Source organism: Micromonospora sp. LZ34 (assembly GCF_052981855.1).
The window spans coordinates 1-24,737 of record NZ_JBRIQN010000029.1 but is presented as its reverse complement, the minus strand read 5'-3'; the positions used below and the strand labels follow the sequence as shown (position 1 = coordinate 24,737).

Genomic DNA, 24,737 nt, shown 5'->3' with positions numbered 1-24,737 from the left:
AAGACCTTGCGGATCTATGCCGTGACCCCGATCCACGTCGATGCCGAGGAACTGGCCCGCCGGCAGGCGCGCTACGCCGCGCTCTCGCCGCCGAGCGTCGAGGTCGTGCTGCACGACATCGGACCGGACGCACCCCGCGCCCTGGACACCGACGCGCAGGTGCGGGAGAGCGAGGCGCTGGTCGCCGCGGCGCTGCGCGGCGCGCCGGCCGGCTTCGACGCGCTGCTACCGGACTGCGTCCTCGACCCCGGCGTCGCGGACCTCGCCGGCGCCCTGCCGGTGCCGGTCTTCGGACTGCTCCGGCTCAGCCTCGGCTGGGCCGTGCTGACCGGGCGCAGGTGCGCGGCGGTGGCCCGCAACAAGGCGATCGCCGACGAGATCGTGGCCCGGGCCGGGGTCTACGGCTGGTCGGCCGACCTGCTCGGCGTCGAGGTGCTCGACCTCGACGTGCACGCGATCGCCGACACCTCCCGCTGGGCCGGCACACTCGGCGCTGCCGTCGGCACGCTCGCCGCGGGCGGCGCGCGTGCGGTGATTAACGGCTGCTCGGCCGTCGACCTGCCGTCCGGCGTCAGCCTGCCGGCCCGGGTCGTGGACCCGACCGCGCTGGCGCTGCGGCTGATCGGCGCGGGGGAGGTGGGCGCGTGACCGGACCGGACCTCGTGGTCGCCGGCGCCGGCGGGGGCCTGGTCGCCGCCCTGCGCGCCGCGCAGCTCGGCCTCGACGTGTTGGTGGTCGAGGCCAGCAAGCACTTCCGCCGGGGCAACAACACCTCGATGTCGACTGCGATGATCCCGGGCGCCGGCTCGCGGTGGCAGCGGGCCGCCGGCATCGACGACTCGGCCGAGCTGTTCGCGGCGGACGTCGCGCGCAAGACCAAGGGGCAGGGCGACCAGAGGCTCGCCCGCGCCCTCGGCGCGGTGAGCGCCGAGCTGGTGGGGTGGCTGGCCGACAGCGTCGGGCTGGAGCTGTCCCTGGTCACCGACTTCCACTACCCGGGCCACTCGGTCGACCGCTGCCACACCGTCGAGGGCCGGCACGGCACCGTGCTGCTCGACCATCTGGTCCAGCGGCTGGCCAGGGCCGGTATCGACCTGCTGGTGCCGGCCCGCCTGGTCGACGTGGTGATCGACGCTGGCGGGATGCGGGCCGCGGTGGTCGAGCGGCCGGACGGCACGCGCGAGGAGATCCCGACCGGCGCGGTGCTGCTGGCCACCAACGGCTACGGCGCCGACCGGACCCTGGTCGGCGAGCACCTGCCGGAGATCGCCAAGGCGGTCTACCACGGCAGTGAGATGTCCCGCGGCGACGCGCTGCGGATCGGCACCGCGCTCGGCGCGCAAAGCGCGTTCCTCGACGCGTACCAGGGGCACGCCGCCCTTTCGGCCCGCTCCACGACGCTGGTCGGCTGGGCGACCGTGATGCACGGCGGCTTCCTGCTGGACACCACCGGACGGCGGTTCGGCGACGAGACGACCGGCTACTCCGAGTACGCCGCCGCGCTCGCGGCCCGCCCGGACGCGTCCGGTTGGCTCGTGCTGGACCGCCGGATCCACGATGCCTGCCTGACGTTCACCGACTTCCGCCAGAGCGTGGAGTCGGGCGCGCTGCTGCACGCGCCCGACGCCGCCGCCCTGTCGTCGGTCACCGGGTTGCCGGCCGAGGCCGTGGCCGCGGAACTCGCCGAGACGGCCGCGGTGGCACGTGGCGAGCGCGCCGACCGGTTCGGCCGCACCTTCTTCGAAGCACCACTGGAGCCGCCGTACCTCACCGCCCGGGTGGTGCCGGCGCTCTTCCACACCCAGGGCGGCCTGGTGGTCGACGAGCATGCCCGGGTGTTGCGCCCGGGCGGCGCGCCGATCCCCGGCCTCTACGCCTCGGGCGGCGCCGCGGCCGGCATCTCCGGTCATGGCGCGGCCGGTTACCTCGCCGGCAACGGCCTTCTGCCCGCCCTCGGCCTCGCCTACCTCGCGGCGAACGACGTCGCTCGAACCACGGGAGGAAACGCATGAAACCGCTGGAAACCCTGATCAAGAACGTAACCGTGGTCCGGCCCGACGCCGGCTCGCCCGACGGCGACCGGCTCGACATCGGCATCGCCGGTGGCAAGGTGGTGCGGCTGGAGGCCGACATCCCGGCCGACGAGGCACAGACCGTTGTGGACGGCCGTGGCCGGTTCGCGTACCCGGGCGCGGTCGATGCGCACCAGCACTGGGGCATCTACAACCCGCTGGCCGAGGACACCACCACCGAGAGCCGCGCCAGCGCGCAGGGCGGCGTGACCACCGGGCTGACCTACATGCGCACGGGGCAGTATTACCTCAACCGGGGCGGCTCGTACGCCGAGTTCTTCCCGCACGTGCTGTCCGCCTCGGAAGGGCGCTCGTTCATCGACTACGGATTCCACCTCGCACCGATGATGAAGGAGCACATCGACGAGATCCCCTCGATCGTCGAGAACTTCGGCGTCACCTCCTTCAAGATCTTCATGTTCTACGGCAGCCACGGCCTGCACGGGCGATCCGCCGACCAGAGCTCGTTCCTGATGATCCCACCGAACGAGCGCTACGACCTCGCCCACTTCGAGTTCGTGATGCGCGGCGTGCAGGCGGCCCGGGAGAAGCTGACCGAGGCCGCACCGCACGTGTCGCTGTCGCTGCACTGCGAGACCGCCGAGATCATGACCGCCTACACGAAGCTGGTCGAGCAGGATCGGTCGCTGTCCGGTCTGGCCGCCTACAGCGCGTCGCGGCCGCCGCACTCGGAAGGGCTCGCGGTGACGATCGCGGCGTTCCTGGCCGACGAGACCGGGCTGCCCAACATCAACCTGCTGCACCTCTCCTCGCGCAAGGCCCTGCGGGCAGCGATGCTGATGGCCAGGACGTTCCCGCATGTCGACTTCCGCCGCGAGGTCACCATCGGCCACCTGTTGGCCAGTGTGGACACGGCGCACGGCCTGGGCGGCAAGGTCAACCCGCCGTTGCGCCCGCAGGAGGATGTGGAGGCGCTCTGGGAGTACGTGCTCGACGGCAGCGTCGACTGGGTGGTCAGTGACCACGCGTGCTGCAAGGACGAGATGAAGTTCGGCGACCCGCGCGACGACATCTTCGCCGCGAAGTCGGGCTTCGGCGGCGCCGAATACCTGCTGCCCGGCCTGGTCTCCGAGGGGCGCAAGCGCGGCCTGTCGCACCAGCGCATCGCGCAGCTGGTCGCCTGGAACCCGGCCCGCCGATACGGCCTGCCCGGCAAGGGCACCATCGGTGTCGGCTTCGACGCCGACCTGTGCCTCGTGGAGAACGCCAGCTGGACCGTGCACGCTGCCGACTCCGAGTCAACCCAGGAATACACGCCGTTCGAGGGCTTCGAACTCGGCGCCCGGGTCACCGACACCTGGGTCCGTGGGCAGCACGTGCTCGACGCCGGCAACATCGTCGGCACCCCGAGCGGCCGCTACGTACACCGTCCGTACCAGGGGTGAGCATGTCCGCTGCGAACGACGGACCGCTGGCCGGCCTGCGGGTGCTCGACGTGTCGACCATCCTGGCCGGCCCGCTGGTGGCGCAGATGCTCGGCGACTTCGGCGCCGAGGTCATCAAAATCGAGCACCCGGGCCGCGGCGACGGCATGCGCGGGCACGGGTTGGCCAAGGGTGACCAGCCGCTGTGGTGGAAGATGGTGGCCCGCAACAAACGAACGGTCGGGCTCTATCTCGGTGACCCGGCCGGCGCGGAGATCTTCCGCAAGCTCGCCGCCACTGCCGACGTCGTGATCGAGAACTTCCGGCCCGGCACGCTGGAGCGCTGGGGGCTCGGCTACGACGTGCTCTCCGCCGACAACTCGGGGCTGATCCTGCTGCGGGTCACCGGCTTCGGCCAGTCCGGCCCGTACGCGTCGCGGCCGGCCTTCGGCACGCTGGTCGAGTCGATGAGCGGCTTCGCCCACCTGACCGGCGAGCCGGACGGCCCTCCGACGCTGCCGGCGTTCGGCCTGGCCGACTCGATCGCCGGCATGGCGGGCGCGGCAGCGGTCTCGATGGCGCTGTTCCAACGGGAGAAGGACGGCCGGGGTCAGGAGATCGACCTCGACCTGCTCACCCCCATCATGACCGCGGTCGGGCCCGGCGTGATCTACGCCGACCAGCTCGGCGTCGACCAGCAGCGCACCGGCAACCGGTCGGTCAACAACGCGCCGCGCAACACCTACCGCACGTCCGACGGGCACTGGGTGGCCATTTCCACCAGCGCCGACAGCATCGCCCGGCGGGTGCTGACCCTGGTCGGCCACCCCGAGGTGATCGACGAGCCGTGGTTCGCCACCGGCCGCCAGCGGGCGCAGCACGCCGACCTGCTCGACGGCTACGTGGGGGAGTGGATCGGGGCGCGGACCCGCGACGAGGTGCTGCGCGCGTTCGAGGAGGCAGGGGCCGCGGTGGGCCCGGTCTACAAGCCGAGCGAGCTGCTCGACGACCCGCAGGTGCGGGCGTTGGAGCTGGTGACCACGGTGGACGACCCGGACCTGGGTCCGATTCGGATGCAGAACCTCCTCTGGCGGATGAGCCGCACGCCGGGCCGGATCCGGTTCACCGGGCGGGCGCTGGGCGCCGACACGGACGCGGTGCTCGGCGACGAGCTGGGCCTGTCGGCGGAGGAGCTGGCGGCTCTCCGGGAGCGTGGCGTGCTGGGCTAGGTCCCGCCCGTCGGAACGACATACATGGATATTGACACGGCATCCGCCCAGCTCTAGCGTCATCCTCCGGATCGTGGTGGTGTAGCCACGTTCCGCTCAGCGAAACACTGGGGGCCATTGTGCTCCACAGGTTCCGTTCCCTCGCCGGCTTGCTCGTCGCCGCCGGTCTCACCGTCGCCAGGTCGCCCGGCATCGCCCACGCCAAGCCACGACTCGACTGCTCCACCACCGCCGCCGCCGGAAAGCTCAGCCGCGCCGTCGGCTACCCGACGACGGTCACCTCCGCCGCCACCAGCGCCACGGCGGCCGCCACGTCCTACTGCGACGTGCGGGCCAGCATCACGGTCGGCGCCGACGGCGGCAGCACCTCTGTCATCCAGCTGCATCTTCTGCAGGTGCCGGCCGACTGGAACCGCCGCTACGTCCAACTGGGCGGCGGCGGCGGCTTCTGCGGCAGCATCCCGACCGCCGGCACGTCCGGCGACGGCACTGTCGACCTCGGCTACGCTGTCGCCTCCGACGGACACCAGTCACGTCGGCGGCGGCTCGGACGCCTCGTTCGCGCTCGACAACACCGCCGCGCAGAACACCTGGGGCTACCTCTCGGAGCACCTGACCGCGCTCGCGGCCAGGGCGCTCCTCAAGGGAATGATCAACCACGCCCCCGCGTACGCCTACTTCGTGGGTTGCTCGACCGGTGGCAGGCAGGCCCTGGTCGAGGCGCAGCGCTGGCCCGGCGACTTCGACGGGCTCGTCGCCGGCACGCCGGCCAACCGGCAGAACTACCTCGCCCCCCTGTCCCAGGGCGTGCGCGAGCAGCAAAACCGGGACGCCGACGACCGCCAGATCGTCGACGCGGCCGCCGCGGCGGTGGCCAACCAGGGCGTGCAAACGGCCTGCGACGGTGTGGTCAAGGACGGTGTCGTCGACGACCCGCGGGCCTGCCGGTTCGACCCGGCGACGCTGCTGTGCCCGGGGGGAGCGGCCAACAGGCGGGATTGCAGGGTGCACCGGGCCGAGGATCAGCCGGCCCGACACTACCTGACGCAACCGGACGTGGTAGCGGGCCTAGACCAGTATGTCGACAATCTGATCGCAGTATGCAACGGGGTCTGACCAGGAGAGACGAGTGGCAAGCACGTGTCGGCGACGGTGCGACCGGTGGCCACAGAAGCCTCCGCTCAACCGGCAGGGGCTTGACGTTGCCAGGCACGGAAGGAATTCTGGTTACTGGCATAGACCAATCCATCGATCCCGATCCAACCCCACCATCCCGGGCGAGCACCGCAGGCCGATGGCCGATCCTCGCTCTTGCTGGCCCGACCGGCCTGGCGGATTTCGTGCGGGTTACCACCTGCGGTGGCCGGCCCACCGCGCTCGGAGCCGGCAGACACCGGCAGGGTTCGCCCACCTAGACCGGCACAAGTGGAGGTCGCATGTTACTTTCGCCCATTTCTCGCGCGTATCACCGCCCTGTCGCATTCGCCGCATCGGTCATGCTTGTCGTCGGCGTGTTGCACGCGCCGCCGGCCCGAGCCGAACAACAGGCTCCCGGGCAGGCGCGCGCGAGGCAGGTTCTTCCGGCGCCGCAGCAGGTCGACTCGCGTCCGGGAGTCGTGGTCTTGCCCGACATCATCGATGTTGTCGCGGGCGAGGCCGCCGATCCGGCAGCGCAGACATCGCTCGTGGATCTGCTTGCCGAGCATGACGTCACCGCCCGGATTGTCCGCGACGGAGATATGTCGTCGCCGCTTCCTGTGATTGTCCTGGGTGGGCCGACTGAGACTCCGGCGAGCGCGGGTGCGCTGAGTGCCCTCGGCGTCGAGGGCCCGGAAGCACTGCCCGGTGAGGGCTACGTGCTGGCGGCCGGCCTCGACGCGCGCGACCGGCCGCGAGTCGTCCTCTCCGGCGTTGATGGTGCCGGCACCTTCTACGCCGTCCAGTCACTCCGCCAGCTGCTCGTATCGGCGGGCCCCCGAGCAGCCGTCAACGGTGTGCAGATTCGCGACTGGCCGGGCTACAAGATCCGTGGCGGCATGGAATCCTTCTACGGACCGGTGTGGTCGCAGGAGGATCGGCGCTCGCAGATCGAGTTCCTGGCGCGGCACAAGATGAACATGTTTTTCTACGGACCGGCGGACGACCTGCGTACCGGGTCTAACTGGGACTCCTTGTACGACGAGGCTGAGCTGGCCCTGATGAAGGAGATCGTCGACCTGGCGAAGGCCCGTCACGTCGACTTCGTGTACCGGATCTCGCCGGAGGCGCCGATGGCGCCCAGCCAGGGAATGTGTCACGTACGCGACGACGATCGGGCCCAGCTGCTGAACCGCTTCGAGCAGTTGTGGGACATCGGGATCAAGAGCTACGTCATCGCCTGGGACGACGTGTCGGGCAATTTCGCGTGCCAGGAGGACCGGGACGCCTACGGTGCCGACCCGTCGCCGCTCGCGGCTGCCCAGGCCGGTGTCACGAACTTCATGCAAGAGAATTTCATCGCGAAGCACGCCGGCGCCAGCCGCATGGTGACCGTGCCGACCGAGTACTCGGCCATGGCGAAAACCCCCTACAAAGACCGCTTCGACGAGTTGCTGAGCACCGACGTCGACCTGTACTGGACGGGCCGGTCAGTGGTCTCCCCGAGCATCACCGAGGAAGACCTCCGGGCCGCACAGGAGGTGTGGCCACGGCACCGGATCATGATCTGGGACAACTACCCGGTCAACGACTACGCCCGCAACCGGCTGCTGCTCGGCCCGCTGGTAAACCGGGACGCCGGTATGGCGGACGACGTCATCGGCATCTCCTACAACGAGCTCGTCGGCGACCAGGAGGCCTCCCAGATCCCACTCGGTACCCAGGCCGACTACTCCTGGAACCCCGGGGCCTACGACCCGGAACGCTCATGGACGCGCACCCTGCAGATCCTCGGCGGCGACGCGTACCAGGAACTGCGGCTCTTCGCCGAGAACAACCGGAGTAGCGCGCTCGACAACACCGCACAGCCGGAGTTCGCCGCGCTCATCAAGCAGTTCATCGCCGACTACCGGGCGGGCCGATCCGTGGACGCCCAGCTCGCCCAGCTCGACGACGAGCTGCGTCGCCTCGAGGAACTTCCCGCCGCGCTGCGGGCAAAGCTCGACAACCCGCTGCTCCTGAAGCAGATCGGGCCGTGGCTGGACCGCGTCGGGGTGACGGGTAAGGCAGGTCGGGCGGCGCTGCGCATCCTCCGCGCCCAGGACCGGGACGCTGGCGAAGACGCCTGGCTGGCCCGACGGGACCAGGCGAGCGCGCGCGCCATTCTCGACCGTACCTGGCACCAGATTTCGCCCGGCCCGGTCGACGAACTGCTCAACTTCGCGGCGTCCCAGAGTGACGGCTACATCGGTGACCGCTGGTTCGGCGACCTCGGTATCCCCACCGGCGCACCTGCTGCCGCCGATGGCTCTCCGCTGGGCAACCTGACCGACCGGCGCGATGACACGGCCTACGTTGCCGCCGGAAAGCCAGCGGACGGTGACGCGATCGAGGTTCCGATCACCAAGCCGCACCGGCTCTCCGCGGTGACCGTCGTGCAGGACGCGACCGCTCCGGCGGACGGCATGATCCAGGCGCTCGTCGAGGGCACCTGGGTGGATCTTGGACCGCTCGCCGATGGATTCACCAAGGTGCCGGCCCAGGACCTGGCGGCCAGCGCGGTGCGGATCCGGTGGACTCCGGGTTCCGTCGCACCGCGCGTCTACGAGATCGTTACGCACTACTCCGACGTGCTCAGCGGTAGCGTGTCGATCGACCCGCCGGGCTCGCTCATCAAGCCGGGGGCAACCAAGCGGTTCCAGGTCACCCTCGATGTGTTCGCCGCGAGTAGCTTGAGTGGCCGCGTCACCGCGAGCGGCCCGGATGACTGGACCGTCAACCCGGCGACGCAGAACCTCCGCGCCCGGCCGGATGGTCGGACCATCGTCACGAGCGTACCGGTAGAGGTGACGGTCCCCGCGGACGCTGCCCCTGGGCGGCACGAGGTCGCGGTGACCGTGCAGATGGACGGCATCGCACCGGTCAACCTGTCGCTCCCGATCCTGGTCGGGGCGGGCAGCTATCCGGAGTTCGTGGCGGGGGCGAACCCGACTGGCTACTGGCGGCTGGGCGAGGCGGCTGGCTCCGAGACAGCCGTCGACAGCTCCGCCAGCGGACAGGACGGGACCTATCGGGACGGCGCGCGGCCGGGCGCCGACGGTGTGCTTGCCGATGATGGCGCGGCCGATGTCTCGGCCGGCTACATCGACGTGCCGCGGAGCCCGGGAACGAACCTGAAGGGAGCCTTTACCTTGGAGGCGTGGGTCAAGCTCGACCAACTCGCCCCGGCGCCAGGGCAGGCGATCATCGAGAGCTACGACACACCGGCGGTCAATGGGTACGTGCTGCGGGTGGACAACGGGGTGCTGCAGGCGTGGTCGCTGGGCACGCCAGGCCAGGGATACGGCGTCGTCTCCGGGCGTACCCGGTTGGTGCCGAACAGGTGGCACCATGTCGCAGCCGTGTTCGACGGGTCCCGGCTAACCGTGTACCTCGACGGCGTCGCGGACGGCAGCATCGCGACAGCGGTGGTCCCCGGTAGCGGTACGGCAAGCCTCAAGCTTGGTGGCCGTGGAGACGACACCTTCCAGCGGCTGCAGGGCGACCTCGACGAGGCGGCTGTCTATGCTCGCGCGCTGAGCGCGGCCGAGCTGCAGGAGCACTTCTTCGCCGGGCTCGGATGACCGGACATCTGGATGCGCGTCAGCCGTTCTGGGAAGGGGGGCTGACGCGCATCTGGATGGCGTAGCGATCCCCGCGGTAGAGCGACCGCCCGAACTCCACGACGTTGCCCATGTTGTCGACAGAGATGCGTTCTATCAGGAACGCCGGGGTGTCCTCGGCGACTTCGAGTCGCTTCGCCTCGGTGGCGGTCAGGCGGGCGATGGTGACGGTCTGGCGTGCCGATTCCAGCCGCACCCCGAAGGCGCGGCCCAGAACTTCGTACAGCGAGTCGTCGCGCCCCATTATTTCCAGCAGGTTGGGAAACCGCGTCGCGGCGAGGTTGGTCCGCTCCAGGGCCATCGGAATCCCGTCCGCGGTACGGACCCGCTCGATGTAGTGGGTCGCCTCGCCCGGGGCGATGTCGAGGTTGGCGGCGATGGCGCGAGTGGCCGGGCGGGTGCGACTGCGGTAGGACTTGGCGCCTGGCGTCATGCCCCGCACCCGCATGTCCTCGCTGAAGGAGCGGAAGATCTCCGAGTGGGTCAGCGTCGGGTGCTGCACGAAGGTGCCGCGTCCGGGTACCCGCCGGACCATTCCCTCCGACTCCAGCGTGTCGATGCAGCCTCGGACGGTCATCCGGGCTACCCGGAACCGTTCGGCGAGGACCCGTTCGGAGGGGAGCAGCGCGCCATCTCGCGAGTTCAAAACCATCGCGGTGAGGACGTCCCTGATGTGCTTGCCTTTGGCGCGGGTCTGCTCCGCCAGCAACGACTCAAGCGCCCCGTCGCTCGGCTCGTGTCGGGTCCTTGGCACGGGCTCCCTTCCCTTCCTAGCTGATGGAGTCATCGTACGGGCACCGTCCCGCACATCGAGACGGGTCTACTCGTTGACTACCGGTCTATACCAGTTTAGATTCGGCTTCTCCGCCGGGTCCGGTGGGGGGCGGCACAACGATCGGAGATGTAATGCCCAGGAAGCGCGGTGCGATGGGCGTGGTGGCCTTGCTCACCCTCGCCCTTGCCGCTTGCGCCCCAGACAGCGGAGGCGGCGACAAGGCCGTCAACCTAAAGGTCTGGGGCTGGCGGCAGGAGGATGTCGCGGCATACAACAAGATCTTTCAGATTTATGAGGATGCGCACCCCGGCGTCACCGTGGAATACGTCCCCTACAAGAACACCGAGTACGACACCATCCTGAGAACCGGCCTGACCGACGCCAACGGACCAGACGTCGCGCAACTGCGCTCCTACGGCCTCCTCCAGCCGCTTGCCGCCGCCGGCAGCCTGGTGCCCCTCGATGACCAGATCAAGGAGCTGGGTTCCTTCCCGCAGCCCGTCCTCGACGGCGCCAGGGGCGACAGTGACAGGCGCGTCTACGGCGTTCCGTTCGCGCTCCAGACCCTGCACGTCATCTACAACAAAAAGATCTTCGACAAGAACGGCGTCACCGCCCCTACCACCTGGGCGGACATGATCGCGGCCTTCGACAAGCTCGCCAAGGCCGACGTCGTGCCGCTGGCGAGCACCGTCACGGACACGTGGATGCTGCCGATCCAGCACGAGATCTTCGGGGCCACGACCTACGGCGGCACCGACTACCTCACCAAGATGCTCGCCGGTCAGGCGAAGTTCCCGGACGCGCCCTGGGTGAAGTCCCTCGAGACCTGGAAGAGCACGAACAAGTACTGGCCACCGCAGTCGTCCGGGATCAGCTACGCCGACGCGCAGGCGCTGTTCACCGCCGGCCGGGCCGCCATGTTCCCAGGCGGGATCTGGGAACTCGCGGTCTTCGAAAAGGCCAACCCAGAGTTGGAGATGGGCATCTTCAACGTGCCGCCGGCGCCCGGTGCGGCGGTCGACAAGACGCTGGTTCCAGGGTACGTCGACGGATCGTTCGGGGTCTCGGCGAAGTCCCGCCAGCGGGCTGCGGCTCTGGACCTGGTGCGCTGGATGGCGACGCCGGAATTCGGCCGAGCGTTCTCCAGCGAGCTGCGCCAGATCTCCCCGGTACCGGGTGTCGAGCCAAAGGACGACCTCCTGGCGCAGGCATTGCGGGCGTACCAGGAGAACCCGAGCCCGTACGTCACCTACGCGTACTTCTCCGGTGGCACGCCCACCGCCTGGGACCTCGCCTCGAAGGCGTTCTCCGACTATCTCCTCGGGCGAAGCGACGCTGCTGGTGCAGCCGCACACATCCAGCGAGGGGTCGATCAGTGGTTCCGGCCCAAGAAGTGACGATGCGTCCTGTCCGGCGGCCTCGCCGCCGGGCAGGACGGGTCTCGCCCGGGTGGATCACGGCATTCTGCGTGCCGGCGTTCGCGCTCTACGGCCTCTTCCTCGTGGTACCGCTCGTCACCGCCTTCTACTACGGGTTCTTCCGCTGGGAAGGCATCCAGCAGGGGGAGTTCGTCGGGATCGGCAACTACCGGGAGATCTTCACCCGCTATCCGCTGAGTGACGAGATCCCCGCCGCGCTGGGGCACAACGTGCTCTTCTTCCTCGGCACCATGGCGATCCAGAACACCATCGGTCTGGGCCTGGCGGTCGTCCTGCACCGCAATCCGTGGGGCAAGCGGTTGTTCCAGACCCTCTTCTCGCTTCCCTACCTGATCAGCCCGCTGATCGTCGGGTACATCTGGTCGCTGTTGCTGAGCCCCACCTTTGGCCCGATCAACTATGTACTCCGAGGGGTCGGCCTGGACTCGTGGGCGCGTCCCTGGCTCGGCGAGCCGGACACGGCGTTGCCGGTACTGATCCTGGTCAACGCCTGGCAGTGGATCGGCGGGCCGATGCTCATCTTTGGTGCTGCCCTGGCCGGTATCCCGCGGGAACTGGAGGAGGCGGCGGCCATGGATGGAGCGTCAGCCACCCGGACCTTCTGGAGCGTCCGATTTCCGCTCCTGATGCCGGCGGCCGGAGTGATCACCGTGCTGACCTTCATCGGATGCTTCAACATCTTCGACCTCGTCTACGCGCTAGGCGGATCCGACGGCGGACCCGGCGGCGCGATGGACGTGCTGGGCCTGCTCTACTACCGGACCGCCTTCCAAGGCGGCAGCAACGCGATCGGAGAGTCCTCGGCGTTGGCCATGCTGATCTTCGTACTCATCTTCGGTGTCTCGCTCGTCCTAGAGCGAGCGTTGCGCCGCCGGGAGGTCGGATAGTTGAGCGCCGCCGTGAGCACCCCTCGTACCGCGTCGGCAGCCAGCCGCGCCACCGCCCACCCGAACGCCAGCCGCCAGCGCTCACTTGCCCGCGGTGTCGGCACCCAGGTCATCCTGTGGAGTTACGCCGGCATCGCCTTCGGCCCGCTGCTGCTGGTGCTGATGGGTTCGCTCCGCCCCAACGCGGACATCCTCCGGGCACCGATCGGCTTGCCTAGCTCGTTTGACCTGGGCAACTACACCCGCGCCTGGGAGACCGCGTCGATCTCGACGTATTTCATCAATTCCCTGGTCATTACCGGCGCTTCGGTGGCGCTGTGTGTGGGCGTGTCTGCGATGGCCGCCTATGCCCTGTCCCGCTGGAGATTCCGCGGCCGGGCCCTGCTGGCGGCATTCTTCCTGTCCGGTCTGATGATTCCTGCGAAGCTCGGCCTGCTGCCGGTGTTCTACATGTTTCAGTCGATGGGTTTGATCGACACCCGGATCGGTCTGGTGTTGCTGTACGCGGCGAGCGGGGTTCCCTTCTCGGTCTTCGTGATCATGGGCTTCATGCGGGGGTTGCCCGGCGAACTGGAGGAGGCCGCGCGGATCGACGGGGCACACGAGGGCCGCCTGTTCGTGTCGATAGTGCTGCCCCTCATGCGGCCGGCGCTCGCGGTCGTCACGGTGTTCCAGTTCGCACCGACCTGGAACGACTTCTTCTACCCGCTGGTGTTGCTGCGCAGCGACGACAGGTACACCATCCCCGTCGGACTAACCCGGTTCTTTGGCGAGTTCGCCGCCGACCGCGGCACCCTGTTCGCCGGCCTCGTGATCGCCCTGGTCCCGCTTGCGGTCGTGTTCGCACTGGCGACCAAGCAGATCGTCGCGGGCCTGACCGCGGGAATGTCGCGATGACCAGCACGATCACCATCGACGGTGGAAAGTCAGAGCTTCGGCTCCTGCTGCACACCCCGGCGGGCCGCCAACTTGGTGTCGGGCCAGGCTTCTCCTACCAGCCCGCCGAAAACGGTGTCGACCGGATCCTGGCGGCCATTCGCGGCGCCGCGGCGACCATCTCCCTCCCCGCAGAGGTCGTGGGCGTGGTCGCCGGTCTGACCGGCGTACCCGGTGATCATGCCGAGCGCCAGCGCCTCACCCGCGCCATCGAGCGGCTCCTTAACGGCCCGGCAGTGGTGGTGGAGGACAGCGTCCTTGCCCACGCGGGCGCGCTCGGCGCTGCCGGCGTGGTCCTGTGCGTCGGGACCGGGACAACGGTCCTGGCCGTGGCCGCCGACGGACGCCATGCCCGGCTCGACGGGTGGGGTCCCCATCTCGGCGACCGCGGTAGCGCGTACGCAATCGGGCTGGCCGGGATGCGCGCCGCGGCCACGTCGTACGACCAGATCGGCCCGAAGACCGTGTTGGTCGACCGCCTCGTCGCGGCGCTCGGAGGCAACAACCTGGCGTCGCTGCAGCGGTACTACCGCGACCCGGAGATAATCCCCCGTACCGCGGCCTTCGCTCGCGAGGTTCTCGACGCTGCCGCCCAGGACGACCGGGTGGCGAGCCACATCTGCGCCACGGCGGCGGCCGATCTCGCCGACGGGGCGGAGGCGGCGACGGCGCGACTTCGCCTCAGCGAGGCCGAACGCCGGGTGTCCTATAGCGGACGGCTACTGGCACCCGGGAACGTCCTCTACCAGGCGCTGTCAGCGGAACTCGACGCGAGGCGCCTGCCGCTGGTCAGCCCCAGAGCGGAGCCGCTCGACGGCGGCCCGGTGCTGCTGCGCGGTACCGGCCCTTACGCCCGCCTGCTGGCACACGAGCCGGGCGGCGACGCATGAGGGTCGGACACGGGACGGCGCGCCTCGCGGTCGTGTCAGGAGAACCCATGGGTGGGTACGCCGACCGGCCCCAAGGCGTGCAGGGCGTGCTCGACCCGCTGGAGGTCCACGTGGTGACCTTCGCCGATGACGGTCACCGCTTCGCGTTGGTGGTCGCGGACCTGATCTGTGTGAATGCCGACGTTGTCGAGCGGATTCGGAGCGCCATGCGGGACATCGGCGTGTCGTCCTGCTGGGTTGCCGCCACCCACACCCATGCGAGTCCCGAGGCAGGCTGTAACCCTGGCGGTGGGACCACGCCGCGGCACGTCGCCGACCGGCTCAAAGCCGCGTCACTCGAGGCCGCGCGCCATGCCATAGTGTCCGAGCGGCTGGCGAGGCTCGGTGCCACCCGCACTCTGGTCCCCGGGCTCGCAGGTCGCCGCAACGTCGCGGATTCGCCACCGATGGACATTCCCGTCGACACCATCGTGGTCACCTCGGGTACCGACGTGGTCGGCCTGGTGGTGATCTCCCCGGTCCACCCAACCGTCCTTTCCGCCGACAACAACCATGTAAGCGCGGACCTGTCCGGCGGCATCCGCCGAGCACTGTCCACGCCCGACAGATGGGTCGTCGTCGCGACCGGTGCCGCCGGCGACATCAGCACCCGGCACACGCGGCAGGGGCGAGGACTCCGCGAGGTGGATCGGCTCGGCATCCGGGTAGCCAGTCGGGTCGAACTGCCGCAACCACATCCCGACAACAACCCACCGGTACCGGTGCGCCCACCGATCTCGCGGAGCGTAGGACTGCTGCCCAAACAGCCGGCGGAACTCGACGCTTCCCTGCGCCCAACCCCGCAGGTCGAAGACGAACGTATCCGCCGGGTCCTGCAACAGGGGCTGCGACTCGCGGAGGAGCAGGCCGCCCGCCAGCGCACCGAACCGTACGTGGTCGACGTGGCGGCGGTCGACCTCGACGGGATCACAGTCGTGGGCGTGCCCGGCGAGTTGTTCCTTGAGTTGGGTGAAGCGATTCGCTCTGCGGCGACGGACCAGGCATGCGTCCTTGTCCTCGGCTATACGAACGGCTACGTCGGCTACCTACCCACCCGCGACACACCACCTTGTTACGAAACCTATGCCAGCCCGGTGAGCGCTGGAAGCGGCGAGATTGTCGTCAGGGCTGCCGTCGAGGCTGCCGTCGAGGCCGCCCGCGGCCGTTACCGCTCTAGGAGGAACAGTGCCTGAACCGGCGTACGCCAACATCGCCCGGACCGCACTCGAACAAGTCCTCGCCGCACAGCTCGACGCCATCGAGTCGGCGGCCAAGCTCGTTGCCGACGCGATTGCCGCTGGTGGTGTCCTGCAGACCTTCGGGACCGGTCACTCGCGGATCGTCACCCTCGAACTCGCGGCGCGCGCCGGCGGTCTCGCTGCCGTCAGCATGCTGGCGGTCAAGGATCTCGTGATGTTCGGCGGCGCCGACCCGGGGCCGATCCTCGACCCCAAATACGAGCGCCAGTCCGGCCTGGCCGAGCGGATCTACACCCTCGCCGCACCCTCCGCGCAAGACAGCTTCCTGATCGTCTCCAACTCCGGCATCAACGCCGCAGTCATCGAGATGGCGACGCTGGCCCGTGACCGGGCGCATCCGATTATCGCCGTCACGTCACTCGCACACACCCGTTCTGCCAGGGCGCGTACGGCCCAAGGACCGCATCTCGCCGACCTGGCTGACGTGGTGATCGACAACCATGCCCCCGAGGGGGACGCCGCCCTGGAGATCATCCCAGGAGTTCGCATAGGCGCGGTCTCGTCGTTCACCGGTGTGCTCATCGCGCAGCTCCTCACCGAGCTGATCTGCCGCCGGCTGCTGGAACGCGGCCTCCACCCGCCCGTTTACATCTCGGCGAATCTCGCCTCCGGCGACGCACACAATGCCGCCCTCGAGGAACGGTACCGCGATCGGATCCGCCCGATCGAGCCCTGACCCGGAGTCGGCGGCTACCCCTAACACCAACCACATGTGGGCCTAAGGCGTGTTTCATAAGCCGGTCAGAGCCACTCGCAGATGATGGTGATGGTCAGGACGGCCTGGAACCGGACGGCCAACTTGTCGTAGCGGGTGGCCACGCCGCGGTGGCGCTTGAGTCGGGCGATGCCGTTCTCGACGGCGTGTCGCATCCGGTAGAGGTCTCGGTCGAACTTCGGCGGGCGTCCGCCGCGGGTGCCCTTGGCCTTGCGGTGGGCGTCCTGGTCCTTCTTGCTCGGGATGCACGCCTTGATCCCACGCTTGCGCAGGTAGGCGCGGTTGCCGCGGCTGGTGTACGCCTTGTCCGCCAGGACCAGGTCGGGGCAGGTGCGGGGCCGGCCCACCCCGAGACGGGTCACCCTGATACGGCGCAGGACCGGGATGAACTGCGGGCTGTCACCACGATGCCCGGCGGTCACGACCATCGATAGGACCTTTTGTCCCTGCTCACAGGCCAGATGCGTCTTGGTGGTCAGACCGCCGCGAGATCGTCCGAGGGCGTGATCGGCGGGTTCGTCGTGCACGCCGCCGGGTGGCTCTTTCTGCAGGTAGCCGTCTTTGCGGGCGCCGGCGGCGTGTTGGTGTGCGCGGCTGGTCATCGAGTCCACGCTGACCGTCCAGGTGATCCGGCCTTCCGCATCGGCGGCCGCCTGTGACGCAGTCAAGATCTTGTCCCAGGTGCCGTCGCGCTGCCAGCGACGGAACAGGCCGTAGACCGTCTGCCAGGGTCCGTACTCGGCCGGGACGTCACGCCAGGGCGACCCGATCCGGATCCGCCACCTGATCCCGTCGATAAGCTGCCGTTTCTCCCACTTCGGCGGCCGGCCCTTCGCCGACGCGGCAGGCAGCAGTGCAGCGAGCCGCTGCCACTGGGCGTCGGTGAGGTCGTGCCGCCTCGTCACCGCTAGGGTGGCCACGAGGTCTCCGGTATGAAGTTCGAGCTTGGTCGCTGAACCGTTTACCGGAGACCTCTTCAGCTATCGATCACCGCCACGCCGTGACCTTCACCGGCCACCACGACTTCTGAAACACGCCTTAGTTGCGAGCTGGAGGTTTATGGACTTTCAGCGGTTTCCGAAAGGTGACTCGCCGCCCCTCTTCTAGACCATTCTGGAGGTCCTAAATGCGCAGAGAGCGAGGGCCTGTTCGATGGAATGGGGCTCTTCACAAAGCGGGGTGTAGTTGGGGTCTGAATCCGCCGGTTTCGAGGAGTGCCCTGGCGATGTAGTGGGTGAGGTTGCGGAAGCCGAGGGCGATGCCGGCGGGGCGTCGGCGATACTGTGGGCGTGGAGTACGTGTCCAGAGTGCCGCGACCGCCGCTGGACGGGCTGATCGACGACCTTTACTACCTGGAGGGTGCGTCGCCGTACGCCCGGCTGACGCTGCCGCCGATGCCGGCGGCGTTGCTCATCGTCAACCTCGGGGCGCCGTTCCGCATCCGCGCCGGCACGGACATCGAGCCGGCCGAGTACGCCGACGGCTGCGTGGTCACCATGCCCACCCGCGCGTTGGAGTTCGGCTACCCACTCCGGACCCGGTCCGTCGGCGTGCACTTCAAGCCGTGGGGGCTGGCGCCGTTCCTGCCGATGCCCGCGGCCGAGCTGTGTGACCGGCCGGTGACGGTAGAGCAGGTTTGGGGTCGGCCCGCCATTGCTGAGCTGCGAGACCGGCTGGCCACGGCGGACGGACCGCACGAGATGCTGACGCTGCTCGAGGAAGAGCTAACACGACGGCTGTGCGAGACCGCCGGCCTGGGATTGGTCCGCCATACGAGCAGCGTCATCGCGGCGACCAGCGGGGCGGTGGCGATCGGCGACCTGAGGGTGGCAGCCGGTGTCAGCAGCACTCATCTGGCACAGCGGTTCAAGGAGCTCATCGGCGTCACGCCAAAGCGGCTGGCCCGCACCTACCGCTTCGCCGCCACCGTGTTCTCGATCAACCCCGCCGGACCGATCGACTGGGGCGACCTCGCCGGTCGCGCAGGCTACTTCGACCAGGCCCACTTCGGCCACGAGTTCCGGGCGTTAACCGGGCTTACGCCGACCCGGTACGTCGAAGTCCGGCGGCAGTTCCTGCGCGAGCATCCCGGCCACGTGCTGGACAGCTGGCCGCTGCCGGCCGATTGATTTCTTACAAGAGCGACAGCTCACGACACGCCAATATGGGGGCATCCCAAAGCAGAGGAGCGCCCCATGGGCAAAGTAGTCATGTACAGCTCGGTGTCGGTGGACGGCTTCGTCGCGGACGAGAATGACCAGCCCGGGCCGCTGTTCGACTGGTTGTCCAGCGGTGACGTGCCGTTGAACGAGAGCGGCGAGTTGAAGGTGTCGCAGACGTCTTACGACTACACCCGGCCGTACTGGGACCAGGTCGGGGCGACAGTCGTCGGCCGCCACGTCTTCGACATGACGGACGGCTGGGACGGGAAGCCTCCGGGCGGGATCGACCACGTGGTCGTCGTGACGCACCGGCCGAAGCCCGAGGGCTGGGACCCCGAGGCGCCGTTCCACTTCGTCGACGGCGTCGAGGCAGCCGTGGCCAAGGCGCAGGAGCTTGCGGGTGACCGCATAGTCGAGGTCGCCGCTGGCGAGGTCGGTGGCCAGGTGCTTGCCGCAGGCCTGGTCGACGAGGTGCGCATGGACGTCGTACCCGTCGTGTTCGGGTCCGGCAAGCGCTACTTCGGGTCGGTCCACGCGCAGCACCTGTTGGAGGATCCTGACGTAGTGATTCAGGGCAACCGGGTGCTTCACCTGCGCTATCGGGTGCGCCGTTGACCGATCTGAGCGGGTACGCGAAGAAGTCCACTGCGAACGGTGACACAAGTTCGGGCCTCCGGCTGCGTTTGCGCATCGCTGCCCCGGGACCGACGCGCCAGCCAACATCCAGCCAGCGATTACCCCCTCAACTGTGAAGAGAATGGAATGGCAGCACAGGATCAAGGGCCACGTTGAGGATCGGTTCGTGTCGATCACGATACAAGCCCGTGCCCAACCCTCCAGGTCAAGCCCGATTCCGGGGGTCTTGGGCTCTGAGATGATTCGAACCCAAGCAGGCTCGTCCTGGGTTGTGTCCGAACAGTGACTCGACTGGTTGCCGCTCGTGGTCGAGGGCACCAGCGGGTCAGGTCCCTAGCCCCTCGAGTCGATGTCCTAGGACGGTTTAGAGGGTGTGCATCAGCGCAGGCGGTGGCGGCTTCGACCGCAGTGTTCATCGCCGTCTCGGGGAGCGTGCACTGGGATGGACGGCGGCGTGTGGCATGGTGACCCGGATGATCGACAGTGCTGCAGCGTTGGAGGCCGTGGTCCGGCATGCCACGGAGCTTGAGGACGACTACGACGACTTCGCGCCGATCCTCACCGCTTTGGCGGCGTGCGGGGACATCACCTTGGTGCCCCGGTTACACGAGGCGCTCGACCGGTTCCTCGACGAGCAGAGCTTCTACGGTCGGGACCTGATCGCCGGCATTCTGGCCGGCGTCCAGGGTCTGGCTGCGCTCCCGTCGCTTCTGCGCGCATCGGCCCGCGATCTCGGTGACGACCAGGACAGCTTGACTGGCGAGATCATCGACCTATTGCACACGAACAAGGCAGCCGCGCGTCGCACGGTGCTGGCCCTGGCCACTGGTGGCACCCCCGAACTACGCCGGGCAGGACTGTGGGCGCTCGGATTCGTGGTCGAAGCGCAGGATGTCGACCTGTTGGCCGCAGCCGCGACCGACGCCGACCCGCGGGTCAGGTCCGTGGCGATCGGCTCGATTCCCAACCCTGCTGGCGATGACCGGGCATTCCAAGTGCTCGTCATGGCGCTGCGTGACCTCGACGATCAGGTACGCATCTCGGCGATCAGCAGGCTCGGCCACACCGGCCGGGCCGACGCGGTTGCGCCACTCGCCGCCCTCGCCGCAGACCCCGTGCCGCGGGTACGGTCCATGGTCGCGTACGCCCTCGGCCAGCTCCGCAAGGTCGAGGTAACCCCGGCGCTGCTGCGGCTGCGGCACGACCCCGATCGGCACGTTCGCGAGGACGCGCACGAAGCCCTTGGCTCAGTCGGCGGAGCGGCTGCGGTCGACGCATTGCTGCTGATCGCCGCTGACGAGGACCCGCTGCTGCGAGCCCAGGCCGCTCGGGCGCTCGGCAGGGCGGTGGACTCGGATCCGCGCATACCGCCGCAGCTCACGACGCTGGCGCAAGACGACGAGCCGGCGGTGCGCGCCGCCATCATCAGCGGACTTACCGGTACCCATAGCGTGCGATCGCGCTGGGCGCCGCTCGTGGTAGGGCTGGCGAACGACCCAGACCCCGTGGTCCGCCAGCGCGTCGCAGTTGCGGCACGCCGCCTTGTGCCCGACGCTGCCCCCGACATCCTTCACCAGTACGTCAGCGACGCCGATCCGACCGTACGCCGGATCGCCGATGCGGAACTTGCTCAGCTGACCGATACCGCCGCACGCTGATCACGCGGTGTCCTTCCATCCCGACCATCACGCTCGAGTGTCCGTACCAGGTGACATGCAGGTCCCGGGCATCGGCGGCGGGTGTGCTGACCAGCGGAAGGGGCTGGTGTGGACGGCGGCGGCCACGCCACCGGTGATCGCACCGACGATGGCCCGGGGGATGGCAGCGAGGTTGATGGCGGTGTTGGTGGGAACGCTGTTACCAAACTTTAGGTGGAGAAGTGAGGCGCGGCTGACCCGCCGCGGTCAGGTATGGCGACGGATGCGGATACTGATAGCCCCGGTCATACCGTCCTCGTGACGATCGATCAACCGTCACAGAGGAGATCCGTCATGAGCAACAGTCGTACCGTCGTCCTGCCGGCCAGCCGCCGGTCGGTCGCCGTCGCCCTCTGGGTGGCGCAGGCCGTTCTCGCGCTCCAGCTTGCCTCCGGCGGGGTTCTGAAGCTGATCGGCGACGCCGCCATGGTCGACCTGTTCGCCGAGATCGGCGCCGGCCAGTGGTTCCGCTACGCGGTCGGCCTGGTCGAGCTGGCCGGCGCGGTCGGCCTGCTGCTTCCTCGGTTGTGCGGGCTCGCCGCGCTCGGCGTGACCGCGCTGCTGGTCGGCGCGACCATCACCAACGTCGCGATCGGCGTCGCGCCCTGGCTGCCGCTCGTCCTGCTGCTGGTGGCGGCCACCGTCGCGTACGTACGCCGGTCCGAGATCCGGGGGCGGCGATGAGCGCCGACCGGGACCAGGCCCTCCGGAGTCTGGCCGTTCTGGTCGGCACCTGGCGGGTGTCTGGAACCGACGGCGGGGAACGCGGCCGCGTCACCTACCGGTGGATGGAGGGCGGCCGCTTCCTGGTCCAGGAGGTCGACCTCGCCGAAGACGGCAACGGCGCCAAAGGTGTCGAATACATCGGCTTCGACACCGACACCGGCACGTTGCGGTCGCACTTCTTCGGTCAGTCCGGCGAGATCCTCGAGTACACATACGAGGTGGCCGGCGACACGCTCACGATCTGGTTCGGCGACCGCAGCTCCCCGGCCAAGTTCGAAGGCGCATTCAACGCCGACTTCACGGTCAACACCGGCCGCTGGGTCTGGCCGGGCGGCGGGTACGCGTCGACGATGGTCAAGGTGTAGCGCGCGCCGCCAGGTCCGCCAGCTCGGTGCGCTTGGTGACGCCGAGCTTGGGATAGGCGCGGTAGAGGTGGTAGCCGATGGTGCGCGGGCTGAGGAACAGCCGGGCGGCGATGTCCCGGTTGCTCAGCCCGGCCGCGGCTAGCAGCACCACCTGGCGTTCCTGCGGGGTCAGCCGGGCCAACGGATCGCGGTCGCGCGGCCGGGCCACCGGTCGGTCGCCGAGCGCGGTCAGTTCGGAGCGTGCCCGCGCCGCCCACGGCTCGGCACCCAGCGACTCGAAGCCGGACAGGGCGCCGGCCAGGTGGATGTGCGCTTCGGTCCGGCGGCGCTGCCGGCGCAGCCACTCGCCGAAGAGCAGCGCGGTGCGCGCATGGTCGTACGGCCGCCCGGCGTCGGACAATAGCGCGAGTGCGGCCTCGTAGTGGGCCTCGGCCTCGCCGCCGACCGCGCGCAGGGCATCGCAGCGCCGCACCAGCGCGGCCGCGTGCGGCTGACCGACGTGCTCGGCCCAGTCGCGCAGTCCAGGCAGGAACCGGGCCGCCCGTGCGGAATCCCCGCCGCGTACGGCCGCCTCGACCTGGTCCGGGACCATCCGCACCGGAAAGTCGTGTCGGGCCGGACCGGCGCACACCGCGTCGAGATGCCGGGATGCCGCGCCGAAGCGGCCACGGCCGAGGTCGAGCAGCCCCAGCGCCCAGGTGGCGAGGGCGGCGTTGGTGGGATGCCGGGACGCGGCGCGCAGCATCCGGCCCGCCATCGCCTCGCACGCGACCGCGTCGCCGGCGATCGCGGCCAACCAGGCCGGGATGGCGGTGAGGATGGTGGTCTGCGTGTCCTGGCCGAGGTCGGTCGACACGTCGAGCGCCTCGGCCACGACAGTCTCGGCGTCGCGGAACCGGCCGCGCAGCAGCAGCGATATCGCCAGCGGCTCCTGGGCGTACGGTAGCCAGCCCAACGCGCCCTGCCGGCGCGTGTCGGCGGCGAGGACCTCCAGCACCTCGGTCGCGGCCTCGTCGTCCCCGACGATCAGTGCCAGGTACCCGGCGAGCACCCGTTCCACGAACCCGGTGACCTGACCGCACCGCACGGCGGTCACCAGGGCGCGCATTCCGGTGACGGCTTCCTTCGTGCTGCCGTCGAGGAGATTCCGGAATCCGACAATCCCGGCGACCACCGGCCGCAGCGGGGAGCCGGGCTCCAGCGGCACGGTGCTCAGCAGGTCCGCCGACTTGCGGATCACGTCGGGCGCGCCGGCATCCTTGGCGCACCCGACGGCGTCCGTGAGGATCGACACCGCCTGCTCGGGATGGGATGCGACGATGGGCGCGGCGCCCCGCACCATCAGCGCCGCCGCCGCAGCGGGGGAGTCGCGCTCGTAGGCGACCTGAGCCTGGATCCAGGCCGCCTCCGCGCGGGTCGACCGGTCGGTAGCGAGGTCGACGCCGGCCGCCGAGAATTCGGCCGCCCGGTCGAGCCAGCCGGCGTCGTACGCCGCGCGGGCCGCGCCGACCAGCCGCCGGGCCTTGCGGCCCGGGTCGCTGCTGAGGGTGGCCGCGCGGTCCAGCGCGGCCGCCACGGCCGCCGATCCGCCCCGCTGGGCGGCCCGCCGCGCCACGCCTTCGAGCTCGGCGGCCACCGCCTCGTCACATCCGGTGGTCGCGGCGGCCCGGTGCCAGGCGCGGCGGTCGGCGGACGCGTCACCGTCCAGCGTCTCGGCCAGCGCCCGGTGCGCGGCGACGAGCCAGCCGCGGGCCGCGCCCCGGTAGGCCGCGGACCGGATGAGCGGATGCCGGAAGCTGATCGACTCAGCGGTCAACTGGACCAGCCGGGCCCACTCGGCCGGCTCCAGGTCGGCCGCGGACAGGCCGAGCCGTTCGCCCGCCCGCGCCACCACGGCGAGCTCGGCCGTGTCGTCCGCGGCCGCCAGCACCAGCAGCCGCTGCGTCGCCTCCGGGAGATCGCCGATGCGGGACCGGAACGCCTCCTGCACCTGTTCGGTCACCGGCAACGGCTCGACCGGCGTCGACCACGGACGCCCGCTGGCGTTCCGGTCAGTGAGGGCGGCCGCGAACTCGAGGATCGCCAGCGGGTTGCCGCCCGCCTCGGCCACGATGCGGGCCCGCGTCGCCGGGGCCAGAACGTTCGCCTGCTGGTCGAGAAGCGAACCGGCGCTGGCCCGGTCCAGCGCCGACAAGGCCAGCACCTCGAGACTCGGGGCCGTGAAGCGCCCGGCCTCGTCGCGTACCGCGAAGAACATGGCCACGGGCTCGCGCCGCAGCCGCCGGGCCGCGAACAGCAACGCGTCCGCGGACGCCCGATCGAACCACTGCGCGTCGTCGACGATGCACACCAGCGGCCGATCCCCGGCCAGCTCGGACAGCAGTGACAGCGTGGCCGCACCGACCAGGAACCGCTCGCCGGCACCGGCCGCGGTCAGGCCGAAAGCGGTCCGCAGCGCCGCCGCCTGCGGCCCGGGAAGCGCCTCGACGCGGTCCAGGTACGGGTGGAACAACAGGTGCAGACCCGCGAACGGCACCTCGATCTCCGACTCGATGCCCACACCGCGTAGCACCGACATGTCCCTCGCCGACGCGGCGATCCGGTCAAGGAGCGCCGACTTGCCGATCCCGGCCTCGCCGCGGATGACTAAGTACCCCGCGCCGTTAATTCGTCGGGGGTCGTATCCATGCGGTGGGGTCGTTGAGGTAGAGACCGCACGCGCA

General features: G+C 69.6%; 20 protein-coding genes. 17 read left to right on the top strand and 3 right to left on the bottom strand.

What is annotated here, in order from left to right; all coding sequences use genetic code 11:
• The first annotated feature begins 6 nt into the window (after window positions 1-6).
• From ACVCAH_RS25780 to ACVCAH_RS25755, 6 genes are all read left to right on the top strand, one after another.
• Window positions 7-648, top strand: a complete 642-nt coding sequence (locus tag ACVCAH_RS25780; protein ID WP_447138790.1) for an aspartate/glutamate racemase family protein — start codon at window positions 7-9, stop codon at window positions 646-648.
• Entirely contained in the window at window positions 645-2,012 is a 1,368-nt protein-coding gene (locus ACVCAH_RS25775) for an FAD-dependent oxidoreductase (RefSeq protein ID WP_447138789.1), read from the top strand. The genes ACVCAH_RS25780 and ACVCAH_RS25775 overlap by 4 nt, the downstream gene beginning before the upstream one ends.
• Window positions 2,009-3,478 (top strand): dihydroorotase, encoded by a 1,470-nt coding sequence (locus ACVCAH_RS25770; protein ID WP_447138788.1) that lies wholly within the window; start codon window positions 2,009-2,011, stop codon window positions 3,476-3,478. Before ACVCAH_RS25775 ends, ACVCAH_RS25770 begins: the two co-directional genes overlap by 4 nt.
• Before the next feature lie 2 nt (window positions 3,479-3,480).
• Complete coding sequence (locus ACVCAH_RS25765) at window positions 3,481-4,686, top strand: CaiB/BaiF CoA transferase family protein (RefSeq protein WP_447138787.1); 1,206 nt, start codon at window positions 3,481-3,483, stop codon at window positions 4,684-4,686.
• 117 nt (window positions 4,687-4,803) lie between these two features.
• Complete coding sequence (locus ACVCAH_RS25760) at window positions 4,804-5,802, top strand: tannase/feruloyl esterase family alpha/beta hydrolase (protein ID WP_447138786.1); 999 nt, start codon at window positions 4,804-4,806, stop codon at window positions 5,800-5,802.
• 320 nt (window positions 5,803-6,122) lie between these two features.
• Window positions 6,123-9,446 (top strand): beta-N-acetylglucosaminidase domain-containing protein, encoded by a 3,324-nt coding sequence (locus ACVCAH_RS25755; protein WP_447138785.1) that lies wholly within the window; start codon window positions 6,123-6,125, stop codon window positions 9,444-9,446.
• Window positions 9,447-9,465: 19 nt separating this feature from the next.
• On the opposite strand, the gene ACVCAH_RS25750 is transcribed toward ACVCAH_RS25755, so the two are convergent.
• Window positions 9,466-10,194 (bottom strand): GntR family transcriptional regulator, encoded by a 729-nt coding sequence (locus tag ACVCAH_RS25750; protein WP_447138784.1) that lies wholly within the window; start codon window positions 10,192-10,194, stop codon window positions 9,466-9,468.
• Between the two features lie 218 nt (window positions 10,195-10,412).
• Here ACVCAH_RS25750 and ACVCAH_RS25745 point away from each other — a divergent pair, with 218 nt between their 5' ends.
• The 6 genes from ACVCAH_RS25745 to ACVCAH_RS25720 all read left to right on the top strand — a co-directional run bounded on the left by ACVCAH_RS25745 (window position 10,413) and on the right by ACVCAH_RS25720 (window position 16,389).
• Complete coding sequence (locus tag ACVCAH_RS25745; RefSeq protein ID WP_447138783.1) at window positions 10,413-11,660, top strand: ABC transporter substrate-binding protein; 1,248 nt, start codon at window positions 10,413-10,415, stop codon at window positions 11,658-11,660.
• Between the two features lie 71 nt (window positions 11,661-11,731).
• The gene (locus tag ACVCAH_RS25740; RefSeq protein ID WP_447138782.1) at window positions 11,732-12,589 is read left to right on the top strand and encodes a carbohydrate ABC transporter permease; all 858 of its coding nucleotides are present in this window, start codon (window positions 11,732-11,734) and stop codon (window positions 12,587-12,589) included.
• The gene (locus ACVCAH_RS25735; protein ID WP_447138781.1) at window positions 12,590-13,486 is read left to right on the top strand and encodes a carbohydrate ABC transporter permease; all 897 of its coding nucleotides are present in this window, start codon (window positions 12,590-12,592) and stop codon (window positions 13,484-13,486) included.
• Window positions 13,483-14,415, top strand: a complete 933-nt coding sequence (locus ACVCAH_RS25730; protein ID WP_447138780.1) for an N-acetylglucosamine kinase — start codon at window positions 13,483-13,485, stop codon at window positions 14,413-14,415. The genes ACVCAH_RS25735 and ACVCAH_RS25730 overlap by 4 nt, the downstream gene beginning before the upstream one ends.
• 47 nt (window positions 14,416-14,462) lie before the next feature.
• Complete coding sequence (locus ACVCAH_RS25725; RefSeq protein ID WP_447138779.1) at window positions 14,463-15,647, top strand: hypothetical protein; 1,185 nt, start codon at window positions 14,463-14,465, stop codon at window positions 15,645-15,647.
• Window positions 15,640-16,389: a sugar isomerase domain-containing protein gene (locus ACVCAH_RS25720; RefSeq protein ID WP_447138778.1), complete on the top strand. Its 750-nt coding sequence runs from the start codon at window positions 15,640-15,642 to the stop codon at window positions 16,387-16,389. Before ACVCAH_RS25725 ends, ACVCAH_RS25720 begins: the two co-directional genes overlap by 8 nt.
• Window positions 16,390-16,454: 65 nt before the next feature.
• On the opposite strand, the gene ACVCAH_RS25715 is transcribed toward ACVCAH_RS25720, so the two are convergent.
• Complete coding sequence (locus ACVCAH_RS25715) at window positions 16,455-17,333, bottom strand: IS5 family transposase (protein ID WP_447138777.1); 879 nt, start codon at window positions 17,331-17,333, stop codon at window positions 16,455-16,457.
• Between the two features lie 384 nt (window positions 17,334-17,717).
• Here ACVCAH_RS25715 and ACVCAH_RS25710 point away from each other — a divergent pair, with 384 nt between their 5' ends.
• The 5 genes from ACVCAH_RS25710 (at window position 17,718) to ACVCAH_RS25690 (ending at window position 22,014) form a co-directional block, all read left to right on the top strand.
• Window positions 17,718-18,557, top strand: a complete 840-nt coding sequence (locus ACVCAH_RS25710) for a helix-turn-helix domain-containing protein (RefSeq protein ID WP_447138776.1) — start codon at window positions 17,718-17,720, stop codon at window positions 18,555-18,557.
• A 66-nt stretch (window positions 18,558-18,623) separates the two neighbouring features.
• Complete coding sequence (locus ACVCAH_RS25705; RefSeq protein ID WP_447138775.1) at window positions 18,624-19,205, top strand: dihydrofolate reductase family protein; 582 nt, start codon at window positions 18,624-18,626, stop codon at window positions 19,203-19,205.
• Between the two features lie 494 nt (window positions 19,206-19,699).
• Entirely contained in the window at window positions 19,700-20,884 is a 1,185-nt protein-coding gene (locus ACVCAH_RS25700) for a HEAT repeat domain-containing protein (protein WP_447138774.1), read from the top strand.
• Window positions 20,885-21,217: 333 nt separating this feature from the next.
• Window positions 21,218-21,607 (top strand): DoxX family protein, encoded by a 390-nt coding sequence (locus ACVCAH_RS25695; RefSeq protein ID WP_447138773.1) that lies wholly within the window; start codon window positions 21,218-21,220, stop codon window positions 21,605-21,607.
• Window positions 21,604-22,014 (top strand): hypothetical protein, encoded by a 411-nt coding sequence (locus ACVCAH_RS25690; RefSeq protein WP_447138772.1) that lies wholly within the window; start codon window positions 21,604-21,606, stop codon window positions 22,012-22,014. The genes ACVCAH_RS25695 and ACVCAH_RS25690 overlap by 4 nt, the downstream gene beginning before the upstream one ends.
• Here ACVCAH_RS25690 and ACVCAH_RS25685 read toward each other — a convergent pair.
• Window positions 22,004-24,682 (bottom strand): ATP-binding protein, encoded by a 2,679-nt coding sequence (locus ACVCAH_RS25685; RefSeq protein WP_447138855.1) that lies wholly within the window; start codon window positions 24,680-24,682, stop codon window positions 22,004-22,006. The two genes, ACVCAH_RS25690 and ACVCAH_RS25685, sit on opposite strands and share 11 nt — an antisense overlap.
• Window positions 24,683-24,737: the final 55 nt, after the last annotated feature.